Origin of the sequence: Corynebacterium sp. PCR 32, from assembly GCF_037464985.1 — a bacterium.
GTDB classification, from domain to species: Bacteria; Actinomycetota; Actinomycetes; order Mycobacteriales; family Mycobacteriaceae; genus Corynebacterium; species Corynebacterium kroppenstedtii_D.
In genome coordinates this window covers 1-1,200 of sequence record NZ_JBAHVL010000010.1, presented here as the reverse complement: position 1 = coordinate 1,200, position 1,200 = coordinate 1, and the positions used below count along the sequence as shown (strand labels likewise).

At 65.1% G+C, this 1,200-nt stretch carries 2 pseudogenes; both read right to left on the bottom strand.

Annotation, left to right across the window (positions count from 1 at the left end):
* Positions 1-348, bottom strand: a pseudogene (locus V5S80_RS09320) (hypothetical protein); the annotation flags it as partial.
* A pseudogene (locus V5S80_RS09315) lies at positions 314-1,200 on the bottom strand (hypothetical protein); the annotation flags it as partial. The pseudogenes V5S80_RS09320 and V5S80_RS09315, both read right to left, overlap by 35 nt.

Genomic DNA, 1,200 nt, shown 5'->3' with positions numbered 1-1,200 from the left:
GTGGCTGCCCGTACGCTCCCGATCACGCTGACCCCGGCCACGCTGACCACCAGATGACCCCACACCCGCAGGGCCCATACCCGCACCCCGCACACCACCATGACCACCATCCACCACCGATGAGCCCACACCAGCGCGTCCATAAGAACCAGATGACCCACCCGGGGTGTGCTCACCACCTGGTGCGTGCCCGGGCCTGCCCACCCCACCGGAAGCACCACGCTCAGCAGACCATCCACCAGTCCCGCGGCCACTAATAGGTTCCACCCCACCACCGCCGCCGCCGGTGGTGTGAGGGACACGCCCTGGCGTATCACCGGCACCAACCCCACCGGGTGTATGAGACACCGATGAGAGACGATGCCCACTCATCCCCGGGGCCGGGCCCGGGGCCACACGATGAACAACAATCCCCCCCACGATCACCACCAGTGCGGGAAAAACCAGGACGAACCTGCCCCACCTGTCCCACCTGCCCAGGTGGAACGGTGCGCGGAGTAAAACCACCATCCACCACCGCATCACCAGTAGCACTAGGTGTCGTCACAGATGGGCGTCCTCTAGCCACAGGCACCCCACCCGGTGACACACTAGTACCCGCAGGCGTCACACCAGACCCCACCACCGGTGTGGGGCTGCCACTGCCGGTCACTGGTGCTGCCCCGGGTGTGGAACCACCTGACCACCCACCAACCCCACCACCAGGTGTGGCGCCACCGACGACATGGTGTGTGGGGCTGCCTGTGGTGGTTCCCATGGGGGCCACCGGTGAGGCAGACACCTGCGGGGTGGCTACCGTCTGCGCGGCTCCCACATCCGCACTCCCTCCCCCAGGACCCACTACAGGCTTCACCGCCAAATTCCGCAACGGTGGCATGGCAGCATCCAGCATCTGCTGGTAGGCGCCATGCATAAAATCCCGGGTCTCTGCCCGGGCACTATCACGTATACGCTGCTTATCACCTGGCGACGACGCCGCAGCCAGGGCAGCGACCTGATCACGATGAATAGATTCCACCACCCGACGAGCAGAGGTCCGAATATGCGGCAACTGGGCCACACTGGCATGCATCGCCGTGGCATTCTCAGCAAAAACATCAGCCGTGCGCATCACCGCAAGGCAACACTCCGCCGCCCCCACAGCCGCCTGCCCAGAATTAGCCTCAATACAGGCACGCGCACGACCCAACTCACCAACCA